This window comes from Comamonas sp. DB36, from assembly GCF_057914905.1.
Window position 1 is genome coordinate 1123685 of record NZ_CP196631.1, and the last position, 19239, is coordinate 1142923.

A 19239-nucleotide genomic window follows, 5' to 3' on the forward strand; every position below is an offset into this window, starting at 1 on the left:
CCGGCCTGACGGGCGTGGAATTTGCAGGAGGAATGACATGAACGCATTGATCGGTCGTGGTGGTTTGCTCGACGAATTCTTCAAGGATGTGAACCCCGGCTTCTATATCCGTCCGCTGCACGGCGATCCGCTGCCTTCGCCTTCGCAGATCAAGGTCGATGTGAAGGAAAACGATGCCGCCTACACCGTGCACGCGGAAGTGCCCGGCGTGGCCAAGGAGGACATCCAGGTGGCGATCGACGGCAACGTGGTGAGCCTGCGCGCCGAAGTCACGCAAAAGGATGAGCAGACGAAGGACGACAAGCTGCTGCGCAGCGAGCGCTTCTACGGTGCGGTGGAGCGCAGTTTTCAGTTGCCGCTGGAGATCGACTCCGCCCAGGCCAAGGCGCGCTATGACAACGGCGTGCTGACGCTCACGCTGCCCAAGAAGCAGGGCACGCAGACGCGGCGGCTGGCCATTGAATGAGGAGTCTCAGGCCGCGCCTGAGCCGGCCGCACCTCGCCGGCCGCACCTCGCCGGCCGCACCTAGCCGGCCGCTCCCATGCCGTCCGCACGCAATTGCAGCACGCGGTCGGCACGCAGGGCGGCTTCGCGTGAATGGGTGGCCAGCACCAGCGCCGCGCCGGCGGCGCGCGCCTGGGAGGTGAGCAGGTCGAGAATGCGCGTGGCGGTTGCCGGGTCCAGGTTGCCCGTGGGTTCGTCGGCCAGCAACAGGCGCGGGCGGTGTACCAGCGCGCGCGCAATCGCCACGCGCTGCAGCTGGCCGCCGCTGAGCTGCTGGGGCAGGCGCGTGCCCAGGCCCGCGAGGCCCACGGCGGCCAGCATTTCTTCGACGCGCGCGAGCGCGGCCGCGTCCAGCCGCCCGCCCAGCAGCATCAGCGGCAGGCCCACGTTCTGCGCCACGTCGAGGTGGGGCAGCACATGAAATGCCTGGAAGACGAAACCCAGCTGGGTGCGACGCCAGATGGCGCGCTGGTCCTCATCGAGTCCGCCCAGATCCGTGCCGGCGTGCACGATGCGGCCTGCATCCCAGTGATCGAGCCCGGCCAGGCAGTTGAGCAATGTCGATTTGCCCACGCCCGACTCGCCGACGATGGCGACGAACTCGCCGGGCGCGACATCGAACGAGACCGCGCTGAACACGCTCGCGCCCGCATAGTGCTTGGCGAGATCCTGCACGGAGATGGCAGGGTGAGTGGACAGTGGCGCTGCGTGCATGGCGTGGGCCGATTTAGTTCTTGTGCGCGGCCAGATGGTCGAGCACGGCCTGCACCAGGGCCGGCGTCGCATCGGCCGCGTCGCAGGCGATCACCTGGCGCTGCGGCATGCTGCGCAGCCAGGTGATCTGGCGCTTGGCGAGCTGGCGCGTCGCGGCAATGCCTTTTTCGCGCAGCAGATGGCGGTTGAGTTCGCCGCCGCGCCGCGTCTGCCAATCCATCTCGTCCCAGACCTGGCGGTAGCCCACGCAGCGCATCGATGGCAGATCGGCATGCAGGTCGCCGCGCGCGCGCAGTCCCGCGACTTCGGCGACCAGGCCCGCATCAAGCATGGCGTCGAAGCGCTGGGCGATGCGCGCATGCAGCCAGCTGCGCTCGGCAGGCTCGAGAGAAAACAGCGTCGCGATGGCCGGGGCGTGCGCGCCGGCCGCGTCGGCCGTGACCGCGCGCGCGCGCGTGTGAAAGTGCGACAGCGGCTGGCCCGAAATCATGAAGACTTCGAGCGCGCGCTGGATGCGCTGGCTGTCGCCGGGCGCCAGGCGCGCCGCGGTTTCGGGGTCGACCTGGGCGAGTTCGGCGTGCAGGCCATGCCAGCCTATGAGCGCGGCGCGCTCCTCGAGCTGGGCGCGCACTGCGGCATCGGCTGCGGGCATGTCGTCTATGCCGTCGAACAAGGCCTTGAAGTACAGCATGGTGCCGCCGACCAGCAGCGGCAATGCCCCGCGCGCGCGGATTTCAGCGATCAGGCGCTGGGCATCCTGCACGAACTCGGCTGCGCTGTAGGCCTGCAGCGGATCGCGGATGTCGATCAGGTGATGCGGCACGGCGGCCTGCTCGGCGGCCGAGGGCTTGGCCGTGCCTATGTCCATGCCGCGGTAGACCAGCGCCGAATCGACGCTGATGATTTCCACGGCCTGGCCGCGCGCGCCCAGCACGGCCGCAAGCGCCATGGCGCCCGCGGTCTTGCCCGAGGCGGTGGGTCCGGCGATGGCGATGCAGGGCAGGAGAGGGGGGGCGGTCATGTCGCTCATAGTCACAAAACAGCGGCCCGGCCGCAAGGGGCAGGGCCGATAGGGTCATCGAAAAAGGGTGAAGCGGGAATTTCAGAGGTGGCTGGTCTGGCCAAAGCGGCGCACCAGCAGCCAGGCCGTGAGCGCGGTGCACGCGCCCCAGAAGGCCACGCCCGCGGACAGGGCCATGGTGCTGCCGTCGAGGTGCAGGCCCAGCCAATGGCCCATGGCAAACGCGACCAGCATCATGCCAAAGCCGTTGACGGCCGACGCCGTCCCGGCCGACTGTGGAAAAGGGGAAATCGCATTGCTCTGCCCGCAGGGCATGTGCACGCCGTGGGCCAGTTGAAACAGCAGAAAAGGCAGCGCATAGGCCCAGACGCTTTGCAGTCCGGCGAGTGCCGAGGTCAGCATCGCCAGGCCGGCCAGCGCGCTTGCCAGGCCGGCCCAGGCCACGCAGCGCTGCACGCTCCAGCGGCGCAGCATGCGCCGGCACAGAACCGTGCCGCCGATGTAGAACAACGCGTTGGCGCCCATCATCAGGCCGTAATGGCTGCGCTCCATGCCCAACACTTCGATATAGGTGAACGACGAGGCCGCGAGATTGGTGAAAAGTCCGGCGTAGCTGAAGATGGTCAGCAGGTTGTAGGCCTGGAAAGTCGGATGGCGCACGATGCGCGCCCAGTTGCGTGCCAGCGCCAGCGGCTGCAGCGCCTGCGCATTGCGCTGGGGCAACGACTCCTGAAAGCGCAGTGCCGCGAACAGCAGCACGACCGCGCCCAGCAGCGCTTGCGCGACCATGGTCGAACGCCAGCCCAGCAGTTCGACCAGCAGACTGCCGCTGACCGGCGCGAGAAAAGCGATCATGCCCAGGCCGCTGAGCGCGCGCGACATGGCCTGCGCGCCCTGTACCGGGCCGTAGAGATCGCGCACCACGGCGCGCGCGCACATCACGCAGGCGCCGAGCGCCGCTCCCTGCAGCGCGCGCCAGCCTATCAGCGCGCCCATGGAGTCAACTGCGGCGCAGCCCAGAGCGCCGATCACATAGCCCGCGACGCCGGTCAGCAGCACGGGCCGGCGGCCCCAGCGATCGGACAGCGGCCCCCAGAGCAACTGGGAGCAGCCGAAGGCCAGCAGCAGCGCGGTGAGCGTGAGCTGCACCTGCGCGATCGGCGCCGAAAAACCGGCTTGCAGCGCGGGCAGCGCTGGCAGATAGAGGTCGGTGGCCAGAGGCTGCAGGCCCAGCAGCAGACCGAGCAGAAGCACCACCAGCGCGGGCGACATCGTGGCGCCGGAGGCGGGCGCGGAAGTGAGCGGGGACACGGGCATAGCCGGCGAGCGTAGCAGACGCCAGAGCGCGGCGCGCGCAGTGCGTCCGAACGGGCTGACTGAAGTCAGGGCGCGGCCGGCAGGTCGAACAGTTCCTTCAGCGCCACGCGGTACTGCGGCAGTCCGATGGCGTTGGTGTTGTGGTGGCTGCCGCCCTCGACCAGCACCCAGCGCTTGGGCGATTGCGCGGCCGCATAGAGCTGCTCGCCCAGCGCCGGCGGAATCAGCCGGTCGCCGCTGCCATGCACCACCAGCAGCGGCGAGCCTATGCGCGCCACGCGTTGCTGCGAGTCAAAAGTCTGGGTGAGCAACGGCCCCACGGGCAGCCAGCCCCAGCGCATGCTGCCGATCACATCGGTCATGCGGCTGAACGTGCCTTCGACCAGCGTGCCGCGCTCGTCGTCGACTTCGCTGGCCAGTGCGATCGCGATCGCTCCGCCCAACGAGTGGCCGAACAGGTAGCGGTCGTTGCGCGGATGCTGCCTTGCCAGCCAGTCCCAGGCCGCGCGCGCGTCCTCGATCGCAAGCTTTTCCGAGGGCAGGCCGGCGCTGCTCTGGCCGAAGCCGCGGTAGTCGATGGCCAGCACCGAAAAGCCCAGCGACTGCATGCGGCGAATGCGCTGCGACGAGCCCGAGACATTCCAGCGCGCGCCGTGCAGATACAGCAGCACGGGCGCGTTGGCGCTCTTGGCCGGCAGCCACAGCGCATGCAGGCGCACGGCCTCGCCGCTCAGGCGCGAATCGAAGTCTATCCAGATGTCTTCCATGCCCGTCATGTCGGCGTTCTGCCAGCTGCGCTGGCTGGGCTGGAAGATCCATTCGCGCTGCTTGGCGTCGAGCAGCGCGCAGCCGCTGGTCGCCAGCAAGGTGCAGCAGGCGGCGGCAAGAACAAGGCGGGCAGGGCGCATAGGATGGATGAGGTTGAACGTGGCGCGGGAATTCAAGGATATGCTCTTGTTTATTGGCCGGCCCGGCTACGGGAATCGGTCTGCGTTCGGCTGTTTTTTTCGAGAGAGATCTATGCGCTTGGGTTTAGCTGCGAACCGTCTTCACCACCAGGCCGAGGACGCGGCCCTGTTCTCCTGGCTGCGCGCCTGCGAGTCCGGCATACGCGAACTGCAGCTCGGTCTGCACGCCGTGGGACGCACCTACGATGCGATCCAGGCCGCGGGCATGCTGCACGCGTATTCCGGCATGCGCCGCTATCCCTATGGCCGCGAAGGCGGGCTGATGAAGCTGGTCGCCGAAGTCGTGGGCCTGGAGGAAGATGAACGCCGGCTTGATGGCGCCATCTATTTCATCGACCCGGTCGATCCGTCGTCGATCTTTCCCGAAGCGCTGGCCTTGAAGCGCCAGTGCGTGATCCATGGCAAGCCTTTCCTGTCGACCGTGGCTTCGGCGCGCGACTGGATAGAAGTCGAACGCCTGCACCGCGGTTTGGTGCCCGATGTCGGCGCCCAGCGCTTTTATGCGCTCGAGTCGCAGACGCTGGCGCTGATCGCCCACGATGCGCTCAAGCCTGCGATGCTGGAATTCGCCGAGCGCAATTTCGCGCTGCTGTCGCGCTTCGCGCGCCGCGTGGGCACGGGCACCACGGGCCAGAAGCTCAACGAGATGGCCTGGAGCAAGGGCTGGCCCGCGGACCGGCCCTGGGTGGACCGCTACCAGAGCGGCCCGCTGGGCGGCGATGCGCAGATTGCCGATCTGGTGCTCGAGCGCCGCTGCCAGCGCGTGATCTTCTTCGAGGACCCGCATGTCGCGCGCCAGCACGAGGCCGACATCCAGCTGCTCGAGCGCGCCGTCACCACGGCCACGCACGAGACCGTCTGCATGACCACGCCCCAGGTCGCGCAGCGCTGGTGCGATGCGGCCTTGCTGCGCAGCAAGTAATCCTGGAAATACAGGCATGAAAAAGGGACCTTGCGGTCCCTTTTCTTTTACCTGCGCAGCGTGATTACACGACGCCCTGGGCAATCATCGCATCGGCGATCTTGACGAAGCCGGCGACGTTGGCGCCGTCGATGTAGCTCACCGTGCCGTCGGCGCGCTTGCCGTACTTCAGGCAGGCTGCATGGATGCCCTGCATGATCTGCAGCAGGCGGGCGTCGACTTCTTCGGCAGGCCAGGAAATGCGTGCCGAGTTCTGGCACATTTCCAGGCCCGAAGTGGCCACGCCACCGGCGTTCGAGGCCTTGCCCGGTGCGTACAGCACGCCCGCGGCTTCGAAGGCCTTGGCGGCTTCGATCGTGGCGGGCATGTTCGCGCCTTCGGCGACGCAGCGCACGCCGTTGGCGATCAGCGTCTTGGCGTCATCCAGGTCCAGTTCGTTCTGCGTCGCGCAGGGCAGTGCGACGTCGACCTTGATGCCCCAGGGCGTCTTGCCGGCGATGAACTCGACGCCGGGCACCAGCGCGGCGTAGTCGCTGACGCGGCCATAGCGGTGGTTCTTGACGTCCATCAGCAGCGCGAGCTTGGCGCTGTCAAAGCCTGCGGCGTCATAGACCGTGCCCGACGAGTCGGACACCGACACCACCTTGGCGCCCAGGGCCATGGCCTTTTCGACGGCGTACTGGGCGACGTTGCCCGAGCCCGACACCGAGACCGTGAGGCCTTCGAACGACTGGCCGCGGGTCTTGAGCATTTCCTGCGCGAAGTAGACCGTGCCGTAGCCCGTGGCTTCGGGGCGGATCAGCGAGCCGCCGAACGACAGGCCCTTGCCCGTGAACACGCAGGCCGCGCTGTTCGTGAGCTTCTTGTACATGCCGGCCATGAAGCCGACTTCACGGCCGCCCACGCCGATGTCGCCTGCTGGCACATCGGTGTCGGGGCCGACATGGCGGAACAGTTCGGTGACGAAAGCCTGGCAAAAGCGCATGACTTCGAGCGGGCTCTTGCCCTTGGGGTCGAAGTCCGAACCGCCCTTGCCGCCACCCATGGGCAGCGTGGTCAGCGCGTTCTTGAACGTCTGTTCGAACGCCAGGAACTTGAGCACCGACAGGTTGACCGAGGGGTGCAGACGCAGGCCGCCCTTGTAGGGGCCGATGGCCATGCTGTGCTGGATGCGGTAGCCGCGGTTGACCTGCACCTGGCCGCGGTCGTCGATCCAGCTCACGCGGAACATCACGGTGCGCTCGGCTTCGACCAGGCGTTCGAGCAGGCCGTTCTCAGCGTACTTGGGGTTCTTCTCGATGAAGGGCCAGAGGCTTTCCATCACTTCAGTGACGGCTTGCAGAAACTCGGGTTGGCCGGGATTGCGCTGTGCCACTTGTTCAAGGAAATGGCCGACGGACTCGTACTTCATGGAGAGAACTTTCTGACTAAAAAAACGGCTGCGTGAAAACGTGAAAAAAGATTATGCCAAAAATGTATGCCCTTATGCATCTTTTTGGGGAGGTCTTGTGCATGACTGGTGCGTTATTGGTTTTTTTGGTGCGTACGCGCGCCGAGATTGCCCTGTAATGGGGCGTTTTTGCAGATGGACGGCCAGGCCTGAAATTTGCTTTTCTTTTATTGGTGAGTGAAAATATTTTTTCATGCACCGTGGATTCCATATCAGTCCCTGCCCGGCAGTCGCTGCCGGGTTCAATCGGAGATCTCCCATGGCCGGTGAAATTCCCCTGTCGTCGTCCGCTGGCGCCACAGGCGCACAGATGCAGCAGCTGGAAAATGCGCTCAACCAGATCGGTGTGACGCGTTCGCACAAGAGCATCATCTTTCTGGTGGTGTGCGGTGTGCTGTTCGACGTGTTCGAGCAGAACGCGGTCGGCCTGGTCGGGCCGCTGCTGCGCGAGCAGTGGGGACTCAGCGCCACCGACATCGGCTTTCTCAACACCATCACCTTCATCGCTGCCGCGATCGGCCGCCTGCTGTCGGGCTACATGGCCGACCGTTTCGGGCGGCGCACCATGCTGAATGTGAATCTGGCGCTGTTCACGCTGGGGGCGATCGGCTGTGCGCTCGCGCCGGGCTACACCATGCTGGCGATTGCGCGCTTTGTCGTCGGCTTCGGCCTGGGCGGCGAGATCACCACCGCCGTGACCATGCTGGCCGAGTTCTGCTCGGCCAAGTTTCGCGGCACGGCCGTGGGCCTGATCAACGTCGGCGGCGGCGGCCTGGGCAATATGCTCGCGCCCGCGTTCGCGCTGGGCGTGTTCGCGCTGTTTCCCGGCGAGAACGCCTGGCGCTGGCTGTTCGGTTGCCTGGTGCTGCCCGCGCTGTTCATCGTCTTCTACCGGCGCTTCATTCCCGAGACGCCCCGCTATCTGCTGTCCAAGGGCCGGGTCGACGAGGCCAACCGCGTGCTGTCGATGCTCGCCAGCGGCAAGCTGGCCAATGCCGCGTTTCCGGTGCATGCCTACATCACCGCGAGCCGCGATGATCAGGCCCCGACCAGCGTGCGGCGCAATTCGTTTGCCGATATCTTTCGCGGCGGCTATGCGCGCCGCACGATTGCCGTGGGCATTGCGTCGTGGATGACGTTCGGTGCCCAGCTGTCGGTGCTGACGCTGATGCCGACCATCCTGGTCGCCCAGGGCTACTCGATCACCAAGAGCTTCACCTTCACCATCATCATGCAAAGCGGCAGCCTGCTGGGCGCGCTCGCCGCATCCACCATGGGCTACTACTTCCCGCGCAAGCGCGTGCTGACCGCGGGCGCGCTGGCTGCGTGTCTTGCCGGCCTGGCGTTCGGCAACTTCACCAGCAGCGTGGCCGTGGTGCTGCTGTGCGGCGCGCTGTTCCAGTTCTGCGTGCTGACGCTCAACACCTCGATCTGGATCTACGCGCCCGAGCTGTACCCGACACGCATACGCGGCCTGGGCACTTCGTTCCTGCTCGCGCTGGGCACGATCGGTGGCGCGATGTCGCAGGTACTCGCCGGAAAGATGTTCGATCTGTATGGCGTGGCGGGCATGTTCGGAATGATCGCCGCAATGTATGTGCTGTTCGCCATCGCCGTGCAGTTCGCGCCCGAGACCTTTGGCCGTTCCATCGAGGAGGAGCAGACATGACCCAGCGCGCGGCGCCCGCAGCCCAGCTGTTGCTGATCAATCCGAACACGTCCGAGGCGACGACCGCGCTGATGGCGCAGCTCGCGCGCCAGCGCCTGCCCGCCCGGGTGGAGCTGCTCACTGCGACGGCGCAGGAAGGCGCGCCGTTGATCACCGACGAAGCTTCGCTGGCGATCGCAGTGCGCCAGGTGGTGCGCATGGGGGAGGATTTCGCGCGCCAGCGCCAGACCGCGGGCGCGCGGATTCCGGCGGTGATCGTGATTGCCGCATTTGGCAATCCGGGTCTGGCGCAGTTGGCTGCGCAGGTGTCTCACATGCCGGTGCTGGGCCTGGGCGCGGCGGCAATGCGCGCCGGCGCGCAGGGCGGGCGGCGTTTTGGCATCGCGACGATCACCCCGGGTCTGGAGGCGTCGATCGCGCAGTCGGTGGCCGACCTGGGCCTGGCGGCGCAGTTTTGCGGCACGCGCATTCCGCCGGGACTGCCCCAGGCGCTGGCCGCCGACCCGGCGCTGCTGCGCGAGCGGCTGGCGCAGGCCGTGGCGCAATGCATTTCAGTGGACGGTGCCCAGGCCGTGGTGATAGGCGGCGGGCCGCTGGCCCAGGCGGCCGGGGAGCTCGCGCCACGCTTTGCCCAGCCGGTGATCTCGGCTGTGGACGCGGCCGTGGATGAGGCGCTGGGTCTGCTGGGGCTCCAGGGAGACTGCTTAGACTATTGACTGCCGTTCGCCCTGAGCTTGTCGAAGGGCGTTTGCAGGGCGTGGCGTATGCCTGGCCTACAGCTCTTCGAGCCTTTCGTGCCAGGTCTCTATCGCCCCCATGCGCCGACGCCCGGCAGCGCCCGCGAAGTGCATGGTCTGGCTCGCGATCAGGTGGCACAGCATGGTCAGCGCCATGTGGTTGTCGAGCGGCCCCGGCGCCTGGGTATGGCAGCGCAGCAGCCAGTCGGCGGGCAGTGCCGGGCTCGCATGGTCGGTGATGCACAGCACGCGCGCCCCGGCGCGCTGTGCCTGTTCGGCGAAGCGCTCGACCAGCGGCACGCTGCGGCGCAGCGCGAACACCACCAGCATGTCCTGGTCCGTCAGCGAGCCGCCGTACTCGGCCAGCGTCTCGCCGGGCCCTGGAAGCACCTGCGGCGGCAGGGGCAGCACCTGGGTGAGCTGCCAGCGCAGGTAGGCGGCGAAATTGCGGTTTTGCCGGTAGCCGAGAAAGAACACCTGGCGCGCGTCGAGCAAGGCCCGGGCGACGGTGTCGATCAGCGTCTGCGGAATGCTGGCCAGCGTGGCCGCGAGGTTCTCGTGCGCCTGCTGCAGCTGCAAGGCCATGGCCGTGGCCGTGCCCGAGACCGAAGCCGGCGCCGTGAACAGCGGCGAGCCCGTGCCGCCCTGCAGGCGCGCGTGGCGGCGCGCCTCCTCGTAGCTCTCATAGCCCAGGCGCTGCACCAGCCGCGTCACGGTGGCGTTGGACACGCCCGTGAGCTGGGCGATCTCGGAGGCGCTGTAGCTCGAAAGATTGCCCGGAAAGTCGAGCATGAAGTCGGCGAGCCGGCGTTCGGTGGGCGGCAGTTGCGCGAGCGTATCGCGCACGCGGGTGATGAAGGAGTCGGACATCGATGAAAAAGGGTTGGGCTCAGCGGCCGCGCAGGAACAGCGCGTCAAGTTCGCGCATCGACATCTGTCGCCAGGTGGGACGGCCATGGTTGCATTGGTCGGAGCGCTCGGTGACTTCCATCTGCCGCAGCAGGCCGTTCATTTCGTCCAGCGTGAGCTTGCGGTTGGCGCGCACCGCGCCGTGGCAGGCCATGGTCGCGAGAATTTCATTGCGCGCGCGCTGCACCACGGTGCTGGCGTCGTGCTCGCCGAGTTCGCCCAGCACGCTGCGCGCGAGCTCGACCGCATTGCCCTGCGCCAGCGATGCGGGCACGGCGCGCACGGCCAGGGTCTTGGGCGAGAACGGTGAAATCTCCAGGCCCAGCTGGCTCAAGGTGTCGGCGTGGGCTTCGGCGGTCGCGACTTCCTGCAAGGTGGCGGCAAACGTCGCGGGAATCAGCAGCGGCTGGCTGGGAATGCGTTCGTCGGCCGTGATCGAGGACTTGAGCCGCTCGTAGACGATGCGCTCGTGCGCGGCATGCATGTCGACCAGCACCAGGCCCTGGGCGTTTTCCGCGAGGATGTAGACGCCATGGATCTGGGCCACGGCCCGGCCCAGCGGCCAGTGGTTGGGAGTGTCGGCGGCGGCCGGCGCGGGCTGGGCCACTTCTTCGGCGGCCGCCGCGGCAAGCTCTGCCGATCGTGCAGGCATTGGCGCCAGGTTGGAAGGCTCAGCTGCTGCGGCGGCTGCGGGCAGCGGTGGAAACTCCGAAGCCGCAGGCAGTTCGGCGGGGGCCGCGGGCGCGCGCATCGGCGCCCAGAGCGCGCCCATGTCGCTCACGCGCTGGCCCGGCAGCGCATTGCCAAACGGCATATGCGTCTGTTGCGGGCGCGGGGCAAGACTGAATGCGGCTGCGGGCGCCGCCGGCGTCGCGGGCGCAACGCCGGCGCTTTCAGCAGCGGCTGCCGCAGCCGCATCGGCGGCGGCCTGGGCGCGCGGCACGGCCAGCGCATCTTCGATCGCGTGCTTGACGGCCTGGTGGACTTCGCGGCTGTCGCGAAAGCGCACTTCGATCTTGGTCGGGTGCACGTTGACATCGATGCGCGCCGGATCGATGGTGATGTAGAGCGCGTAGATCGGCTGCTTCTGGCCGTGCAGCACATCCTCGTAGGCGCTGCGCGCGGCGTGCGTGATCACCTTGTCGCGCACGAAGCGGCCGTTGACATAGCAATACTGGTGGTCCGGGCGCGAGCGCGCGGCATCGGGCACGCCCGCGCGGCCGGTCACGCGGATGGCGCCGCCCTCGCGGTCCACGGCCACCGACTGGCTGACGAAGTCTTCGCCCAGCACATCGGCCAGCCGGCGCGCCAGCGCTTGCGCGGGGTCGGCGACGTTGACCGCGCGCCACTGCTCGACCAGCTTGCCTTCGTGCCAGATGGCAAAGCCGACTTCGGGGCGCGCCAGTGCATGGCGGCGCACGGCCTCGACGCAATGCGCGAGTTCGGTGGCGTCGGTCTTGAGAAACTTGCGGCGCGCGGGCGTGGAGAAGAACAGTTCCTTGATCTCGACGCTGGTGCCCTGATTGCGCGCTGCCGGACGCAGCTCGCCGCTGCGCGCATCGAGCAGGTAGGCGCTGTCCTGGCCCGAGGGGCGCGAAAGAATGGAGGCTTCGGACACCGAGGCAATGGCGGCCAGCGCCTCGCCGCGAAAGCCCATGGTGACCACGGTCTCGAGATCGTGCAGATCGGCGATCTTGCTGGTCGCATGGCGGCGCAGCGCGACGGGCAGTTCCTCGCGCGGAATGCCCGCGCCGTCGTCTTCGACAGTGATCAGCCGCACGCCGCCCGCGAGCAGGCGCACGGTGATCTGCGTGGCGCCGGCGTCGAGCGCGTTGTCGACGAGTTCGCGCACCACCGAAGCAGGACGCTCCACGACTTCACCGGCCGCGATCTGGCTGATGAGTTCATCGGGCAGGTCGCGTATCGGGCGACGGGAAGAGGTGTCGGTGGAGGAGGAAATAGAAGCGTTCACCCACAGGATTCTAGGGGTTCGCCGCGTGGGACGGGGGCCGGTGGGCGCGCGCCATTGGCGCGCGCAGGGGCAGGCCGTGAACTATCAGCGGCGGCGGCCGCGTCCGTCCTTGCTCAGTTCATTGCCGATCAGCGCGCCGGCAGCCGCGCCGCCGACCGTGCCCAGCGTCGAGCCGAACAGCGCGCTGCCCGCGACGCCGCCGACCACGGCACCCGCGCCCGTGCCGATCTGCGAGCGGCTGGGGCCGTGGGCACAGCCGGCCATGGAGAGAATTGCCAGGGATGTCAGGCCGGCACAGGCGATTTTCTTGAAGGTGTTGGTCATGGAGTGACTCCTGTAGTTCTGTCGAGGAAACGGTGCGGTATGCACCATGGACTCGACTGTGCCAGCCGTTTGTAAAGTCCTGAGGTTCGTTGGGCGCCTATTTTGCAAAGAAGCGTAGAACTGTGCTGAAGTTGTAACTCCTGTCAGCGCAAACCGCGCGTCCGGCGTTGGGGCTTCCTTTTCCCACAAAAAATGGCGCGCAGCCGTCCCGGGCCATTGCTGGCTGGCGCTACAGTGGCGTGTTCCCCGGCGCTGGCCGGCTGCTTCTGGTTTTTGAAAGCATTGTTTTGGAAATCTTTTCGTTTTTTATCGACGCTGCGGCGTTCCTGATGGATTTCATCTTGAACATCGACAAGCACCTCGAAGCGTTTGTCGTCACCTACGGACCCTGGGTCTACGCGCTGATCTTCGCCATCGTTTTTGTCGAGACCGGCGTGGTGGTGATGCCGTTCCTGCCCGGCGATTCGCTGCTGTTCATCATAGGCGCGCTCTGCGGCATAGGCCTGATGGACTATCCGCTGGCCTGTGGCGTGCTGCTGGTCGCGGCCATTTTGGGAGACCAATGCAATTACCAGATAGGGCGCACGTTGGGGCCCAAGGTGTTCCAGTGGGAAAACTCGCGCTGGTTCAACCGCAAGGCCTTCGATCAGGCGCATGCGTTCTATGAACGCTACGGCGGCATCACCATCGTGCTGGCGCGCTTCATGCCTTTCATTCGCACGTTCGCGCCTTTCGTGGCCGGCGTGGCGCAGATGGACAGACGCAAGTTCACGGCCTTCAACGTGGGCGGCGCGCTGCTGTGGGTCGGCAGCCTGGTGACCGCGGGCTATCTGTTCGGCAACCTGCCCTGGGTGCGCGAGAACCTCGAGAAAATCATCTGGGGACTGATCCTGGTGCCGGGACTGATTGCCATTTTTGGCGCCTGGCGCGCAGGCCGCAAGGACAAGGCGCAGACCCTGTCCTGAACGAAAAAAAGCCAGCAGACGCTGGCTTTTTTTTGTGCGCGCCGCATTCCACGGCGCGGCACGATCAGCGGCGCTGGTCGCTGCGCTTGCCGACCTCATTGCCGATCAGCGCGCCGGCGGCCGCGCCGCCCACGGTGCCCAGCGTGCCGCCCAGCACGGCATCACCCACCACGCCACCGGCGACAGCGCCTACGCCTGTGCCCAGCTGGGCATTGTTGGCGCAGCCGCCAAGGGTCAGTGCAGCGGCGGTTGCGGCTGCCAGGAAAAGAGTGCGAGTATTCATGGTCATTCCTTTTCGTGCGGCAAGATGCCGGAAGAAGACCCGTAGCGGGTCTTGGTTCCAAGCATGCCCCCTGCGAGCAGTTCTCAGTGCGGGCCTTGTCCGGCAGCGGGTGTAGGACGAGGCCGGACCAGGGCCGCGCCGCCGCCGAAAGAGACGTTCAGACGGCTCTGCTGCGCGCCAGCGGCGGGTTCTTCGCGAAGTAGCCGCGTATGCCGCGCATCAGTGCATCGGCCAGCTGGTTCTGGTAGGCCGCGCTGCGCAGCTTGGCTTCCTCGCCGGGATTGCTGATGAAGGCGGTCTCGACCAGCACGCTGGGAATGTCGGGCGCCTTGAGCACGGCAAAACCGGCCTGCTCCACGCGCGGCTTGTGCAGCTTGGCAAAGCCGCCGATCTCGCCGAGCAGCGCGCTGCCCAGCTTGAGGCTGTCGTTGATCTGCGCCGTGGTGCTCATGTCGAGCAGCATGCGCTGCACCTGCCGGTCCTGCGAGCCGACATTCAGGCCGCCGACCAGATCGGCCTGGTTTTCCTTGTTCGCCAGCCAGCGCGCGGCGGTGCTCGATGCGCCGCTCTGGCTCAGCGCGAACACGCTGGCGCCGCTGGCCGCGGGCGTGGTGAACGCATCGGCGTGGATGCTGACGAACAGATCGGCCTGCACGCGCCGGGCTTTTTCGACGCGCGTGCCCAGCGGAACGAAATAGTCGCCGTCGCGCGTGAGAAAGGCGCGCATGGGGCTGCCGTTGATTTCCGAGCCGTTGATGCGGTCGCGCAGCAGATGCGCGACCTTGAGCACCACGTCCTTTTCGCGCGTGCCGCCCGGGCCTATCGCGCCCGGGTCTTCGCCACCGTGACCGGGGTCGAGCGCAACGATGATGATGCGATCGGTCTGGCGCGCCGTGGCCACCGAAGGCCGCGCGGGAGCGGGGGCGGGGACCGGCGTGCGCGCCGGGCGCGGCGGCGGCGGCGCCTGGGCAATCACCGTGGGCGGCAAGGGCGCGACCGCGGCTGGCGGGGCGCCGGCAGGCGCGGCAGACTCCGGCCCCTGGCTGTGCTTGGCGATCAGGTCGCCCAGCAGATCCGGGGCGGCTGCGGCAGGGGCGGGCGCCGCAGCGGCCGCAGCGGCGGCGACGGCCGTGGGCGTGCCCGGGCCGGCGTCGCGCAGGCGCTCGGTGATCAGTGCCTCAAGAGGGTCGACGGCTTTTTCAGGGTACAGATCGAATACCAGCCGGTGCTTGTAGGCCGCGACGGGCGCGAGCGTGAACACCTGGGGGACGGCCTTCTGCTTGAGGTCTATCACCAGCCGCACGACATTCGGCGAGTTCTGGCCGACGCGGATGGAGGCGATGTTCGGATCATCGGGGCGCACCTTGGCCACGAGTTCGCGCAATGCGGGATTGAGGTCTATGCCTTCGATGTCGACGGCCAGGCGCGGCGGCGACGGAATGAAAAACTGCTTGGCGACCAGCGGCGTGTCGGATTCGAGCGTGACGCGCGAGTATTCGGGCGCAGGCCAGACGCGCACCGCCATGATGGACGCGCCGCGGGCGATCTGCTGCGTCCCCAACAGCAGGGCCAGCGTGCCGGCCTGCAGCAGGCTGCGCCGGGAAGGGGAAGGAGGAAGAACGTCGTTCATTCGGGCCAGTGTGCAAGCAGCTCGCTGCCGGCAGGTGTGTGGGCCACCAGCGTCACGCTGCGCTGCGTTTCGTCGATTGCTTCAATATGAATAGCTACATCAGCAGGCGGCGTCATGGCTGCTGCTTTTTCCGGCCATTCTGCCAGCTTGAGGCCGGGGCTGGCGAAAATGTCGCGAAAACCCGCGTCTTCCCATTCGCGCGGGTCTTCGAGGCGGTAGAAGTCGAAGTGCCAGATGGACAGGCCGGGCACTTCATGCGGCTCGACCACGGCATAGGTCGGGCTCTTGATGCGGCCTTGCACGCCGAGCGCGCGCAGCAGGTGGCGCACCAGCGTGGTCTTGCCCGCGCCCAGGTCGCCGTGCAGGGTCAGGTAGGCATTGTGCAGGCCCGGCCATTGCGCGAGCCGGGCCGCGAAGCGCGCGGTGTCGTCTTCGGCCAGCCACTGCAACCGGCGGGTCGCCGGCAGGTGGGGCTTTTGTTCGCTTCCTACAATCGCAGGGGTATGGTGTGCAGCAGTCAACTCTTTCCTTTGATGCAAGGCTGGGCCCGTGGGCTGGGATTTTCCCAAATCGGGGTCGCGGGCGTGGATTTGTCCTCATCCGAGCCTGGGTTGATCCAATGGCTGGCCCAAGGGTTCCATGGCGATATGCATTACATGCAGGCCCATGGGCTCAAGCGTGCGCGTCCGGCCGAACTCGTGCCCGGCACGGTGAGCGTGATCACGGTGCGCATGGACTATCTGCCGCGCGACACCCCCCAGGACTGGCAGGCGCTCGAATGGTCGCGCCTCGAACGTCCGGGCGAAGCCATCGTTTCCGTCTATGCCCGTGGACGTGATTATCACAAGGTGTTGCGCGCGCGTCTGCAAAAGCTCTGCGATCTGATTGCCGCCGAAGTCGGTCCGTTCGGCCACCGCGTGTTCACCGACTCCGCTCCCGTGCTCGAAGCCGAACTCGCGCGGCGCAGCGGCCAGGGCTGGCGCGGCAAGCACACGCTGGTGCTCAACCGCGAAGCCGGCTCGATGTTCTTTCTCGGCGAGATCTATGTCGATCTGGCGCTGGAGCCGACCGCGCCGGTCACGGCCCATTGCGGCAGCTGCCAGGCCTGCAGCGATGCCTGCCCCACGGGGGCCATCGTCGGGCCGCAGCGCGTGGACGCGCGCCGCTGCATTTCCTATCTGACGATAGAGCACGCGGGCGCGATTCCCGAGGAGCTGCGCCCCGCCATGGGCAACCGCATCTACGGCTGCGACGACTGCCAGCTGGCCTGCCCCTGGAACAAGTTTGCCCAGCGCAGCAGCCTGCCCGATTTCGATGCGCGCGCCGGCCTGGTGGGCGCTCAATTGGTGCAGCTGTTTGCCTGGGACGAAGCGACTTTCTTGCGCTGCACCGAAGGCAGCCCGATACGCCGCATCGGTCACTCGCGCTGGCTGCGCAATATCGCCGTGGCGCTGGGCAACGCCTGGCGCGAGACCGGTGACAGCGCCGCGCAGCAGGCCTTGCTCAGCCGCAGCGAGCATCCCGATGCGCTGGTGCGCGAGCATGTGCAATGGGCTTTGGCGCAGCGCGAGATGGAAACTGCCGGCGCACGCTAGTGGTGCAAATCCTAGGGTAAACACCCATGAATTAATGCCTGCAGGCGCTTTGCCGATCGGGGTCCTACCCTTAGCATTCCAAAGTCTAAAAACCCTAAAAGGTGACTTTTATGTCTCAACGCAATCGCTGGCTCGGCCTTACCCTGGCACTCGCGAGTTCGGTTGTCATGGCCCAGGCCTACCCAACGAAGCCCATCAAACTGCTGGTTCCCTTTGCGGCCGGCGGCACCACCGACATCATTGCGCGCGTGATTGCCGACCCGCTGGGCAAGGAGCTGGGCCAGGTCGTCGTGGTCGACAACCGCGGCGGTGGCGGCGGTGCGATCGGTGCGCTCGAGACCGCGCGTCAGAAGCCCGATGGCTACAACCTGGGCATTGCCACGCTGTCGAGCATGGCCACCAACCCGGCCATCAACCCCAAGACGCCTTACGACCCGATCAAGGACTTCACGCCCATCATCAACATTGCGGCCACGCCCAATGTGATCGCGGTCAACCCCAAGTTCCCCGCAACGGACTACAAGTCGTTCGAAGCCCTGCTCAAGAAGAACCCCGGCAAGTACTCGTACGGTTCGTCGGGCACGGGCGGCGTGCAGCACATGCTGATGGAGCTGTACAAGAGCCTGACGCAGATCGACATGGTCCACGTGCCTTACCGCGGCGCGGGCCCGGCGCTCAATGACGCCGTTGCCGGTCAGATCCCCATGGTGCTCGACAACCTGCCTTCGGCCCTGCCCTTCATCAAGGACAAGCGCCTGATCGCGATTGCCGTGGCCGCTCCGCAGCGCCTGGCCGTTCTGCCCGACGTGCCGACCTTCAAGGAAGTCGGCCTCGAGCAGGTCAACCGCATGGCGTTCTACGGCATTCTGGGCCCCAAGAACATGCCCAAGGAACTGGTCGACAAGATCAATGCCGCGACGCGCAAGGTGCTGCAGGACCCCGCAGTGCGCAAGCGCATCGAGGACACCGGCTCGCTGGTCGTCGCCAACTCGCCCGAAGAGTTCGCTGCCGAACTCAAGAACGAACTGGCCGTCTACAAGGACGTGGTTGCCAAGCAGAAGCTGACGCTCGACTGAGCGTGCGCTTGGGGCTGTCGCCGGGCGCGACGGCCGACGCCATCAAGACCCGCAGCATCGGCCCCGCGCCGGCGCTGCGGGTTTTTCGCATGCGGCTTACGGTGTAGGCTTGGCGCATGCCGACTCCCTTGCCTTCATCCTCAGCGATGCCCCCCCTGCCCGAAAGCCAGTCGGCCATCGATGCCTTTGTCGATGCGCTGTTTCTCGAGGATGGGCTGGCGCGCAACACGCTGGCCGCCTACCGGCGTGATCTGACGCTTTATTCCCAATGGCTGGCGCAACTGCCCGAGCCGCTGGCGCTCGACGCCACGCAGGAGCCTGAACTGCAGGCCTACTTTGCCGCGCGCATCGAGCAGACCAAGGCGACCAGCGCCAACCGCCGGCTCACGGTGCTGCGGCGCTACTTCCACTGGGCGCTGCGCGAAAAGCGCGTGGCCGCCGATCCCACGGTGCGCCTGCTGGCCGCGCGCCAGCCGCCACGCCTGCCGCATACGTTGACCCAGGCCCAGGTCGAGGCGCTGCTCAACGCGCCCGACGCCGCCACGCCGCTGGGCCTGCGCGACCGCAGCATGCTGGAGCTGATGTATGCCAGCGGCCTGCGCGTGAGCGAGCTCGTGGGCCTGCAGAACCACCAGGTGGATCTGCGCGCGGGCGTGGTGCGCGTCACGGGCAAGGGCCAGCGCGAGCGCCTGGTGCCGTTCGGCGACGAGGCCGCGTGGTGGCTGCAACGTTTTCTGCAGGAAGGGCGCCAGGCCATCCTGGGCGGCCAGCACAGCGACGACCTGTTCGTGACCCAGCGCGGCAGCGGCATGTCGCGCGTGATGTTCTGGCTGCTGGTGAAGAAGTACGCGCAGCAGGCGGGCATCACCGCGCCGCTGTCGCCGCACACGCTGCGCCATGCGTTCGCGACCCATCTGCTCAACCACGGCGCCGACCTGCGCGTGGTGCAGATGCTGCTGGGCCATGTAGACATTTCGACCACCACGATCTATACCCATGTGGCGCGCGAACGCCTCAAGAAGCTGCATGCCGAGCACCATCCGCGCGGCTAGATCAGGGTTTGAATGGATGGTTTGCGTTGCGGTTTTATGACAGTGATTAGCGTTGCTTACGTGGCCTAAGGCAAAATGCAGGCCTTGCGCCGCGACCGGCCTGTGCGGTCGCGCCTGCCTTCCCCTACAT

General features: G+C 66.9%; 19 protein-coding genes. 8 read left to right on the top strand and 11 right to left on the bottom strand.

Features of this window, described 5'->3' with window-relative positions:
* Positions 1-37: 37 nt before the first annotated feature.
* Entirely contained in the window at positions 38-466 is a 429-nt protein-coding gene (locus tag ACSVDO_RS05335) for an Hsp20/alpha crystallin family protein (protein ID WP_489595244.1), read from the top strand.
* Positions 467-526: 60 nt separating this feature from the next.
* Here the strand turns inward: ACSVDO_RS05335 and ACSVDO_RS05340 are convergent, their stop codons facing one another.
* The 4 genes from ACSVDO_RS05340 to ACSVDO_RS05355 form a co-directional block, all read right to left on the bottom strand.
* A complete protein-coding gene (locus ACSVDO_RS05340; protein WP_489595246.1) occupies positions 527-1219 on the bottom strand; it encodes an ABC transporter ATP-binding protein in 693 nt (230 codons plus the stop codon).
* Between the two features lie 13 nt (positions 1220-1232).
* Positions 1233-2240 carry a tRNA (adenosine(37)-N6)-dimethylallyltransferase MiaA gene (gene miaA, locus ACSVDO_RS05345; protein WP_489595248.1) on the bottom strand — a complete coding sequence of 336 codons (1008 nt, stop codon included), beginning with the start codon at positions 2238-2240 and terminating at the stop codon, positions 1233-1235.
* An 81-nt stretch (positions 2241-2321) separates the two neighbouring features.
* Positions 2322-3512: a multidrug effflux MFS transporter gene (locus tag ACSVDO_RS05350; protein WP_489596336.1), complete on the bottom strand. Its 1191-nt coding sequence runs from the start codon at positions 3510-3512 to the stop codon at positions 2322-2324.
* A 110-nt stretch (positions 3513-3622) separates the two neighbouring features.
* Entirely contained in the window at positions 3623-4465 is an 843-nt protein-coding gene (locus tag ACSVDO_RS05355) for an alpha/beta hydrolase (protein WP_332535046.1), read from the bottom strand.
* A gap of 112 nt (positions 4466-4577) precedes the next feature.
* Here ACSVDO_RS05355 and ACSVDO_RS05360 point away from each other — a divergent pair, with 112 nt between their 5' ends.
* Entirely contained in the window at positions 4578-5447 is an 870-nt protein-coding gene (locus ACSVDO_RS05360; RefSeq protein WP_332535022.1) for a methylglyoxal synthase, read from the top strand.
* 64 nt (positions 5448-5511) lie between these two features.
* Here ACSVDO_RS05360 and gdhA read toward each other — a convergent pair whose 3' ends face one another.
* Positions 5512-6858: an NADP-specific glutamate dehydrogenase gene (gene gdhA, locus ACSVDO_RS05365; protein ID WP_332535021.1), complete on the bottom strand. Its 1347-nt coding sequence runs from the start codon at positions 6856-6858 to the stop codon at positions 5512-5514.
* 298 nt (positions 6859-7156) lie between these two features.
* Between gdhA and ACSVDO_RS05370 the strand changes: the two genes are divergently transcribed.
* Together ACSVDO_RS05370 and ACSVDO_RS05375 are read left to right on the top strand one after the other, a co-directional pair.
* Complete coding sequence (locus ACSVDO_RS05370) at positions 7157-8566, top strand: MFS transporter (protein WP_332535019.1); 1410 nt, start codon at positions 7157-7159, stop codon at positions 8564-8566.
* Positions 8563-9282 carry an aspartate/glutamate racemase family protein gene (locus ACSVDO_RS05375; protein WP_489595249.1) on the top strand — a complete coding sequence of 240 codons (720 nt, stop codon included), beginning with the start codon at positions 8563-8565 and terminating at the stop codon, positions 9280-9282. Before ACSVDO_RS05370 ends, ACSVDO_RS05375 begins: the two co-directional genes overlap by 4 nt.
* A gap of 57 nt (positions 9283-9339) precedes the next feature.
* On the opposite strand, the gene ACSVDO_RS05380 is transcribed toward ACSVDO_RS05375, so the two are convergent.
* The 3 genes from ACSVDO_RS05380 to ACSVDO_RS05390 form a co-directional block, all read right to left on the bottom strand.
* The gene (locus ACSVDO_RS05380) at positions 9340-10173 is read right to left on the bottom strand and encodes a MurR/RpiR family transcriptional regulator (protein ID WP_332535016.1); all 834 of its coding nucleotides are present in this window, start codon (positions 10171-10173) and stop codon (positions 9340-9342) included.
* Positions 10174-10192: 19 nt separating this feature from the next.
* Positions 10193-12184 carry a DNA mismatch repair endonuclease MutL gene (gene mutL / locus ACSVDO_RS05385; RefSeq protein WP_489595250.1) on the bottom strand — a complete coding sequence of 664 codons (1992 nt, stop codon included), beginning with the start codon at positions 12182-12184 and terminating at the stop codon, positions 10193-10195.
* A gap of 84 nt (positions 12185-12268) precedes the next feature.
* Entirely contained in the window at positions 12269-12508 is a 240-nt protein-coding gene (locus ACSVDO_RS05390) for a glycine zipper 2TM domain-containing protein (protein ID WP_489595252.1), read from the bottom strand.
* Positions 12509-12837: 329 nt separating this feature from the next.
* On the opposite strand from ACSVDO_RS05390, the gene ACSVDO_RS05395 reads away from it, so the two are divergent.
* Positions 12838-13473 carry a DedA family protein gene (locus ACSVDO_RS05395; RefSeq protein ID WP_489595253.1) on the top strand — a complete coding sequence of 212 codons (636 nt, stop codon included), beginning with the start codon at positions 12838-12840 and terminating at the stop codon, positions 13471-13473.
* A 64-nt stretch (positions 13474-13537) separates the two neighbouring features.
* Here the strand turns inward: ACSVDO_RS05395 and ACSVDO_RS05400 are convergent, their stop codons facing one another.
* The 3 genes from ACSVDO_RS05400 to tsaE form a co-directional block, all read right to left on the bottom strand.
* The gene (locus ACSVDO_RS05400; protein ID WP_332535012.1) at positions 13538-13756 is read right to left on the bottom strand and encodes a glycine zipper domain-containing protein; all 219 of its coding nucleotides are present in this window, start codon (positions 13754-13756) and stop codon (positions 13538-13540) included.
* Between the two features lie 157 nt (positions 13757-13913).
* Positions 13914-15386, bottom strand: a complete 1473-nt coding sequence (locus tag ACSVDO_RS05405) for an N-acetylmuramoyl-L-alanine amidase (protein ID WP_332535010.1) — start codon at positions 15384-15386, stop codon at positions 13914-13916.
* The gene (gene tsaE / locus ACSVDO_RS05410; RefSeq protein WP_332535008.1) at positions 15383-15907 is read right to left on the bottom strand and encodes a tRNA (adenosine(37)-N6)-threonylcarbamoyltransferase complex ATPase subunit type 1 TsaE; all 525 of its coding nucleotides are present in this window, start codon (positions 15905-15907) and stop codon (positions 15383-15385) included. The genes ACSVDO_RS05405 and tsaE overlap by 4 nt, the downstream gene beginning before the upstream one ends.
* 12 nt (positions 15908-15919) lie before the next feature.
* Between tsaE and queG the strand changes: the two genes are divergently transcribed.
* The 3 genes from queG to xerD all read left to right on the top strand — a co-directional run bounded on the left by queG (position 15920) and on the right by xerD (position 19109).
* Positions 15920-16981, top strand: a complete 1062-nt coding sequence (gene queG / locus ACSVDO_RS05415) for a tRNA epoxyqueuosine(34) reductase QueG (protein WP_489595256.1) — start codon at positions 15920-15922, stop codon at positions 16979-16981.
* A gap of 110 nt (positions 16982-17091) precedes the next feature.
* Positions 17092-18057, top strand: coding sequence for a tripartite tricarboxylate transporter substrate binding protein BugE (locus ACSVDO_RS05420; protein ID WP_332535005.1), 966 nt, complete (start codon positions 17092-17094; stop codon positions 18055-18057).
* 146 nt (positions 18058-18203) lie between these two features.
* Complete coding sequence (gene xerD / locus ACSVDO_RS05425) at positions 18204-19109, top strand: site-specific tyrosine recombinase XerD (RefSeq protein ID WP_489595258.1); 906 nt, start codon at positions 18204-18206, stop codon at positions 19107-19109.
* Positions 19110-19239 lie beyond the last annotated feature (130 nt).